This window comes from Pradoshia sp., assembly GCF_051873915.1.
Taxonomy (GTDB): Bacteria; Bacillota; Bacilli; order Bacillales; family Pradoshiaceae; genus Pradoshia.
The window spans coordinates 21,313-30,086 of sequence record NZ_JBJEFJ010000177.1 but is presented as its reverse complement, the minus strand read 5'-3'; the positions used below and the strand labels follow the sequence as shown (position 1 = coordinate 30,086).

The window sequence follows — 8,774 nt, the reverse complement described above, 5'->3', positions numbered from 1 at the left end:
CCCCCTTTGCATGGGCAAAGGCTGGGCACTCCTACTCCCCAGCTCCCCCTTACCAAAAACAAAAAACCGAACCCACAAAAGGGTTCGGTCTTCATCTCGCATTCTATTAAGCTTGCTGGAATTGCTCTTCCTCCGTGGATCCTTTGAGGGCCGTTGTGGAGGATGTGCCGCCAGTGATGACTTGGGCGACTTCGTCGAAGTAGCCTGTTCCGACTTCGCGTTGATGCCTGGTTGCTGTGTAGCCGTTTGCTTCGCTTGCGAATTCTGCTTGTTGAAGCTCGGAGTATGCAGCCATGCCGCGCTCTTTGTAGCCTCTTGCCAATTCGAACATACTGTGGTTGAGGGCATGGAAGCCGGCAAGGGTAACGAATTGGAATTTGTAGCCCATTTTTGCAATTTCTTTTTGGAAGTTTGCGATGGTTTCATCATCGAGCTTTTTCTTCCAGTTGAAGGATGGTGAGCAGTTATAGGCAAGCATTTTGCCAGGGAATTTTTCGTGAATTGCGTCTGCGAATTTCTTCGCATCTTCTAGGTTTGGTTCGGATGTTTCACACCAGATTAGATCAGCATATGGTGCGTAGGATAATCCCCGAGCGATTGCTTGGTCGATACCCGCTTTCGTACGGTAGAACCCTTCTGGCGTGCGATCTCCCGTAATAAATGGATGGTCAACTGGGTCGATGTCGCTTGTGATTAGGTCAGCTGCATCAGCATCTGTCCGGGCGATCAGGATGGTTGGTACGCCCATAACATCGGCCGCCAATCGTGCTGCGATCAGGTTACGTACAGCAGTTTGTGTTGGCAGCAATACTTTTCCGCCTAAGTGTCCGCATTTCTTTTCAGAAGAAAGCTGGTCTTCGAAATGGACGCCGGCAGCACCTGCTTCGATCATGCCTTTCATGAGCTCAAAGCAGTTCAATTGTCCGCCAAAGCCTGCTTCTGCATCCGCTACAATCGGCTGGAACCAGTCGATGTCTTCCTTACCCTCAGAATAGTGAATTTGATCTGCACGCTGAAGGGCTTGGTTAATGCGCTTGACAACAGCTGGTACACTGTTTGCTGGGTAAAGGCTTTGGTCAGGATACATATTGCCGGAAAGGTTGGCATCAGCTGCGACCTGCCAGCCGCTCAAATAAATGGCTTTCAAGCCCGCTTTTACTTGCTGGACAGCTTGGTTACCGGTAAGGGCGCCAAGGGCATTGATGTAATCCTCTGTGTTCAGGTAGTTCCATAGTTTTTCAGAGCCTCTTCTTGCTAATGTATGTTCAATTTGAACGGAGCCGCGAAGCTTGAGGACATCCTCAGCAGAGTATGGGCGTTCAATTCCTTGCCATCTTTCGTCTTTCCATTGGTCTTCGATTTGTTTCACTAATTCTTCTCTCATTCCTAATTCCTCCTATATGTTCATATCAGATTTATAGAATTTCGTATGCAGGTAACGTCAAGAAGTCATAAAACGTATCTTCTTTGATGAGTTTGTCGAAAAGCTCTGCCGCCTCATCAAATCGGCCGGAATTGAATCGTTCCTCGCCTAGCTCGGATTTGATTCGCTGTAATTCTTTTTCTTTAAAAGTTTCATACATGGCCATGTCTACTTTACGGCCATCATCAAGGACCCCTTTCGGATGGCGCACCCATTGCCATACCTGGGCTCTGGAGATTTCAGCGGTTGCAGCATCCTCCATCAGGTTATAGATTGGGGCAGCTCCTCGTCCATTAAGCCACGATTCGATATATTGAATACCGACATTGATGTTCGTACGGACACCCTGTTCGGTGATGGCGCCTTCTGGCACTTCAAGAAGGTCCTCAGCTTTGACGCTGACGTCTTCTCTTTTCTTATGGATTTGGTTTGGTGTCGGCATGAATTCGTCAAATACTTCCTTTGCCACCGGAACCAAGGCCGGATGGGCTACCCATGTGCCGTCATGGCCGTTTCTTGCCTCACGTTCTTTGTCAGCTCGTACCTTTGCGAAGGCTTCGTCGTTCGCCTTTTCGTCATTTTTGACCGGAATCTGGGCAGCCATTCCGCCAATAGCTGGTGCATTCCGCTTGTGGCAGGTCTGAATGGCCAACAAGGAGTAGGCTGTCATGAACGGTACAGCCATCGTGACGACGGAGCGATCCGGTAGAATGATAGAGTCATGATTTCTGAATTTCTTTAAGTAGCTGAATATATAATCCCATCTGCCGCAATTCAGTCCTGCGGAGTGGTCTTTTAGTTCGTACAGAATTTCGTCCATTTCAAATGCTGCAAGGATCGTTTCGATGAGGACGGTTGCTTTAATGGAGCCATGCGGGATGCCTATGTGGTTTTGCGCGTAGACGAATACATCGTTCCAAAGACGCGCTTCGTGGTGACTTTCGATCTTCGGCAGATAAAAGTATGGTCCGCTTCCATTTGCGAGAAGAGTCTTGGCATTGTGGTAAAAGAACAAGCCAAAATCCATCAAACCGCCTGATATCGGCTTATCATCAAGCGTGACATTCTTCTCCTCCAGGTGGAAACCTCTTGGGCGCACAATCAAGGTTGCAGTTTCTTCTTTTAGGCTGTATTGCTTGCCATTCGGATTGACAAAGCTGATGGTTCGATTGACAGCATCGCGAAGATTTATATGCCCTTCAATATTATTGTTCCAGGTTGGAGAGTTTGCATCCTCAAAGTCTGCCATAAAGCATTTGGCGCCTGAGTTCAATGCGTTAATGACCATCTTTCGGTCAACCGGCCCGGTAATTTCTACTCGCCGGTCTTCTAAGTCCTTCGGAAGCGATGCAATCGTCCAATCGCCGTTTCGAATATGCTCTGTTTCCTTCAGGAAATCAGGCAGCTTTCCTTCGTCGATCTCCTTTTGCCGTTCTGCCCGCTTCTCAAGCAATTCCTTTCTTCTCGGCCCGAAATGCCGTTCAAGCTGTTCGATAAATTCAAGTGCTTCTGGAGTGAGGATTTCTTCAAATCCCTGCTCCATCTTTCCATGGATATTCAGTCCATTTGTCTGTACCGCCATGTTACAAGCTCACTTCCTTTACCTGCATCTTTTGTTATAAAACAGAAAACTTAATATATTTTGTATTATATAACAGTATTTAGAAAATGCAAATAGTTTCGTGGAATTTTTTCATATTTTTCTAAAATTAGGTATTTGTGCGACGTGTTTTATATGGTTGAGGAAGGCATAGCAGCGTATCCTTAGCCTTTACTAGAAAGACTAGATTCTTTCTTCTTAATGCTTACAGTCCTATAACACACAGATGAAGTAAGGTGAGCGCTGTATCACCACCTTCTCAAGGTCAACGATACAGTTCACTAACTTAGGTATGCCTGGGTTTATGCTGTCCTTTAAAAGGACTTTAGTCCATTCATGCAGAAATTCTTATATATGCTATGAGAATGAGGAGGGTATTTTATGAATGGTCTACCGCCTAAGCATATTGTGTCAGCGGCAACGATTGTTATAAATGAGAAACAGGAGATTTTATTGCTAAGAGGACCGAAGCGCGGCTGGGAGATGCCGGGCGGGCAGGTTGAGGAGGGTGAGTCACTAAAGGAGGCAGCTATTCGGGAGACGAAGGAGGAAACAGGAATTGATATAGAAATTCTATCCTTTTGCGGCATATTTCAAAATGTGAAGCGGTCAATCTGTAACACTCTTTTCTTAGCGAAGCCCATTGGCGGGCAATTGATGACCTCTCCTGAGAGTTTGGAGGTTGGGTTCTTTCCGCTGGAGGAGGGCTTGGATCTGGTCACTTGGAACAATTTTCGGCAGCGGATTGAGCATTGCCTTGATAAAACCAACCAGCCCTTTTTCATAGAATTCTAAAAAAGACCCCTCCAAAACCATTGGTGGGGTCTTTCAATCTATTAATATGCTTCAGATGTTGTTTTAGCTTGCATGTGAAGAAGCAAGTAGTCAGGACCGCCTGCTTTGGAATCTGTACCGGACATATTAAATCCGCCGAATGGCTGGTAGCCGACGATGGCTCCTGTGCAGCCGCGGTTGAAGTACAGATTGCCGACATGGAAGTCTTCACGCGCTTTTTCTTGGTGTGCGCGGTTACGTGTAATCACTGCTCCAGTTAGGCCGTAATCTGTATTATTAGCAATCTCAATCGCTTCGTCAAAGCTGCTCGCCTTGCAGAATGCAACGACTGGTCCGAAGATTTCTTCCTTCATGATGCGTGCATCTGGGGCAAGGTCTGCAATGATGGTTGGCTCGATGAAGTATCCTTTAGAATCATCTGACCCCCCGCCAGCGACGATGCGTCCTTCTTCCTTGCCGATCTCGATATAGCCTGTGATTTTCTTGTAGGCACCAGCATCAATAACAGGACCCATAAAGTTGCCAAAGTCCCCTGTGTCACCAAATGTTAGTTCTTTCGTCAATTCAACGGCACGGTTCAATACTTCGTCATAGACATCCTCTACAATGACTGCTCTTGAGCAGGCAGAGCATTTTTGCCCGGCGAAACCGAAGGCAGATGCCACGATGGATTTAGCTGCCAGCTCTAGGTCTGCATCAGAATCAACGACGATGGTATCTTTTCCGCCCATTTCAGCAATAACACGTTTCAGCCATTTTTGGCCTTCGTGGACTTTAGATGCTCTTTCATAAATTCTCACTCCAACATCACGGGAGCCAGTGAAGCTGATGAAGCGCGTGCTTGGATGGTCGACCAAATAATCACCAACCTCAGAGCCGCTGCCCGGCACATAGTTGATTACGCCGGCAGGTAAGCCTGCTTCCATCATGACTTCTACAAATTTCGCAGATACGACCGGTGTTGTGGAGGCTGGTTTTAATAAAACGGTATTTCCGGATACAACTGCTGCGACACATGTTCCTGCCATGATTGCCAGCGGGAAATTCCAAGGGGAAATAATAACCCCGACACCAAGAGGAATATAGTCATATCGGTTATATTCATCCGGACGGCTTAAGACTGGCTGGCCGTCTTTTAGCTTCAGCATTTGTCTTCCGTAGTACTCAAGGAAATCAATTGCTTCTGCTGTATCAGCATCGGCTTCAGCCCATGGCTTGCCTGCTTCACGAACCATAAGCGCGGAGAACTCATGCTTTCTGCGACGAATGATGGAAGCGGCTTTGAATAGGACATCTGCCCGAACCTCAGGCTTTGTTTTACTCCATGTCTTGAAGGCCTTTAAGGCTTCCTGCATGGCTTTTTCCGCCAGGTCCTTATTCGTTTTGGACACACGGCCGATAATTACTTCTTTATTGGATGGACTAGTAGAGACAATCTTTTCTTCAGTCGTCACGCGTTCACCGCCAATGATCAACGGGTAATCCTGGCCGAGGTAACCATCCACTAATGCGAGTGCTTCCTCAAATGCCTTTTTGTTCTCATCAGCCTTGAAGTTTGTCAGTGACTCATGTTTGTACGCTTGTACCATTCGATGACCTCCCTATGTATAATAAAATAAAAGTAACCTATCCTTTATTTTAAACTATTCAGTATTATACGTCACTTTATTTAAAGTCAACTCAAAATGTTCCGATTATTCTACTATTTAACTATAAAAAAAGCAGGACTATTAGCCCTGCTTTTCTTTTATTCATTGTAAATATACACATATGGCTCTTTATCATCAACTTCTTTGACGATTAGAGATTCCTGACCATTCGATGAGGTGATCTTCGTCTCAACCTCTAAGTAATCAGGGAAATGATCCATGACAAGTCCTGCGACATATTGGGTAAACCCAATGACTTCACTCTTAGAGTAGAACTGCATATCAATGGAAATCGTCAGCTTCTTCATTTCTTCATTCACATAGAAGGCTTTGCCGATAACGCCATTGTAATTCGGGAAGTATTCTTCCACATCATCCTTGAAATTTGAGAATGTGCTGGCGTCATCTCGATGCTTCTCTTCAGCGCTTGAAGATGGGAAGAGGAAATAATCCTCATCAACATTCTTCCACTTGGAGATTTTGCTGCTGTTTGCATTGATAACTGTATAAGAAATGAAGTTTCCTGGTACAACGGAGTCCTTGCTTTCTTGTTCAAACAAAGCAATCAGGATAGGCACATCCTTTGCACCTTCCAATCCTCGAACACGTTTGACGACTTCCGCCGCAATTTCTTCACCCTTTTCTTGGAGTGTTTTGGCATCAATCTTTATTTCATATGTTTCGCCATACTTCTCCTTCTGGTAATAGAAGACAGAGTTCAATGCAAGTCCGATGGAGATTCCCCCGAGGGTTACCTTATTGTTATCGGATTTCACCAAATAGTTATGCTCTAGAATATGGGCAAGGTATTCAGGATTTTTCTCATACCGCTCCTCAATGTCTCCTTTACCGTCATCAACAGGATTCAGCCCCATATTTTCATCGGCTGTCATCTTTTTCTCTTTCAGCTGTGCACTCGTATATTTACGCTGCAGCCAGCTTGTGACCGTTTCCTTTGAAATGACCTGCCCCTCACGGAACACATATTCATCAGTCGGGAATGGGTCTTGCGAAAGCCTCATCAATCCCGTTTCAAATTCCTCCAAGTCCAGGCGAGTGTTGATGTTTGATGTTACAAGGCCGCGCGTATCGCTCGTCTCGTATGGCAGTAAGGTTTGGTAGTATTGATCAGAGATTTGGTACTCAGGAATAATGGATTCCTTCTCGGTATTCTCTGTATCTGTATCATCTTCTACCACTTCACTCTTATCAAAGCTCGGGGCACAGCCTGTTGCTGTCAGCATCATCGCCAATGTTATTGCCAAAAAGCGCTTCATTATTCCACCTCTATTCTTGCTTGCCCAGCTCAGCCAGAAGCTGTTGCTCATTCCAAACCTCAATACCGAGATCCTGGGCTTTCTTTAACTTAGAACCGGCATCCTCACCGGCTATGACTAAATCTGTCTTCTTGCTGACACTTCCTGTTACGTTTCCTCCAAGGGCTTCTATCAGTTCCTTTGCTTCATTTCGCCCGTACTGTTCCATTTTACCAGTGAGTACAATGGTTTTCCCAGCGAAATAGGAATCTGATTCAGCGGCATCCATTTTTCTTTTGCCCTTATAGCTCATATTGACACCATAGGCTTTTAATTCATTGATCAATTGCATGAACTCTTCCTGGCTGAAATATGTCACGATAGCATCAGCCATCTTCTCACCGATTTCGTTAATGGAAACGAGTTCTCCAGCACTTGCGGCCATGAGTTTGTCCATTTCCTCATATTCCTCTGCAAGCACTCGGGCTGCCTTGGCACCGACATGTCGAATGCCGAGACCGAATAAGAGACGTTCAAGTGAGTTATCTTTAGAAGCTTCAATCGCTGCCAGCAGCTTCTTCACAGACTTATCACCCATTCGCTCCAGCTCAATCAATTGATCATACGTTAATTTATAAATATCAGCGACATCTTTGATTAAATTCGCATCAAATAATTGAATGATAACCTTTTCTCCAAGCCCGTCAATGTTCATCGCATTGCGGGAAACGAAGTGAATTAACCCTTCCTTAATCTGCGCAGGGCATTTCGGGTTAATGCATCGCAGCGCAACTTCACCCTCGAGGCGGACAAGCTCGCTATCGCACTCTGGGCAATGTGTCGGCATATGGAATTCTTCCTCAGCCCCAGTCCGTTGTTCAATCTGTACTTTGACGACCTCCGGGATAATATCACCCGCTTTTTTGATGACGACATGGTCACCAATGCGGATATCCTTCTCACGAATCAAGTCCTCATTATGAAGGGAGGCTCTTTGCACAGTCGTCCCAGCGACACGTACAGGCTCAAGCAATGCTGTCGGCGTAATGACGCCTGTTCGCCCGACTGTCAACTCGATTCCCTTCAGCACCGTCACGACTTCCTCAGCCGGGAATTTGTAAGCAATGGCCCAGCGTGGACTTTTCGCTGTCACGCCAAGCTCATCCTGGTGGGATAGAGAATCGACCTTCACAACGATTCCATCGATCTCATAATCGAGGGTCGGCCGTTTCTCTGTCCACTCACTGATATATGCAAGCACTTCTTCGATGGTCTGGCATCTCCTGCGGTGCGGATTTGTCTTCAATCCCAGCGTATGAAGAAGGTCAAGACCTTCACTGTGGGAGGTCACACCTGTTTCACCCGTATCCCCGATACCATATAAGAAGATGTCCAGATTTCTTGAGGCAGCAATCCTTGGGTCAAGCTGCCTTAATGAGCCGGCAGCCGCATTCCGCGGGTTTGCGAATGGCTCCTCGCCGTTTTCCTCCTTCTTTTGATTCAACGAAACAAAGGATTTCTTCGGCATATAGGCTTCACCGCGCACCTCCATCGTATACGGTTGATTGAGGCGGAGAGGAATCGAGCGAATTGTACGCAGATTGGCTGTAATATCCTCACCAATCGTACCATTTCCTCGAGTCGCTCCCTTCACGAATAGTCCGTCCTCAAAACGAAGGGAAACAGCAAGACCATCAATTTTCAATTCACAAATATACGAATAGCTGTCCGTGCCAAGCCCTTGTTTCACCCGGCGGTCAAAATCACGCAGATCCTGTTCATTGAAGGCATTGCCAAGACTCAGCATCGGGGTGATATGTTCCACCTTCTGAAAGGCATCCAACACCTGTCCGCCGACACGCTGTGTCGGCGATTCCTCTGTTTGCAGCTCAGGGAATGCCTGCTCGATTGCCACTAGCTCCTTGTACAATTCATCATAGACAGAATCCGGCACACTCGGCTCATCAAGAACGTAGTATTCATATCCATATTGATTTAATAAAGAATGAAGCTCAGCTGCTCTTTTTTGGGCTTCTTTCAACTCCATAATT

General features: G+C 46.3%; 6 protein-coding genes. 1 reads left to right on the top strand and 5 read right to left on the bottom strand.

Features of this window, described 5'->3' with window-relative positions:
- Positions 1 to 106: 106 nt before the first annotated feature.
- Entirely contained in the window at positions 107 to 1,384 is a 1,278-nt protein-coding gene (gene aceA / locus ACI35L_RS15350) for an isocitrate lyase (protein ID WP_049672338.1), read from the bottom strand.
- Positions 1,385 to 1,415: 31 nt separating this feature from the next.
- On the bottom strand, positions 1,416 to 3,005 hold the full coding sequence (aceB, locus tag ACI35L_RS15345; RefSeq protein ID WP_049672339.1) for a malate synthase A: 1,590 nt from the start codon (positions 3,003 to 3,005) through the stop codon (positions 1,416 to 1,418).
- A gap of 399 nt (positions 3,006 to 3,404) precedes the next feature.
- Here aceB and ACI35L_RS15340 point away from each other — a divergent pair, with 399 nt between their 5' ends.
- Complete coding sequence (locus ACI35L_RS15340; protein WP_049672340.1) at positions 3,405 to 3,818, top strand: NUDIX hydrolase; 414 nt, start codon at positions 3,405 to 3,407, stop codon at positions 3,816 to 3,818.
- A 41-nt stretch (positions 3,819 to 3,859) separates the two neighbouring features.
- Here ACI35L_RS15340 and pruA read toward each other — a convergent pair whose 3' ends face one another.
- From pruA to ligA, 3 genes are all read right to left on the bottom strand, one after another.
- Complete coding sequence (gene pruA, locus ACI35L_RS15335; RefSeq protein ID WP_049672341.1) at positions 3,860 to 5,407, bottom strand: L-glutamate gamma-semialdehyde dehydrogenase; 1,548 nt, start codon at positions 5,405 to 5,407, stop codon at positions 3,860 to 3,862.
- Between the two features lie 158 nt (positions 5,408 to 5,565).
- A complete protein-coding gene (locus ACI35L_RS15330; RefSeq protein WP_439803249.1) occupies positions 5,566 to 6,744 on the bottom strand; it encodes a CamS family sex pheromone protein in 1,179 nt (392 codons plus the stop codon).
- A gap of 10 nt (positions 6,745 to 6,754) precedes the next feature.
- Positions 6,755 to 8,770 carry an NAD-dependent DNA ligase LigA gene (gene ligA, locus ACI35L_RS15325; protein WP_439803248.1) on the bottom strand — a complete coding sequence of 672 codons (2,016 nt, stop codon included), beginning with the start codon at positions 8,768 to 8,770 and terminating at the stop codon, positions 6,755 to 6,757.
- Positions 8,771 to 8,774 lie beyond the last annotated feature (4 nt).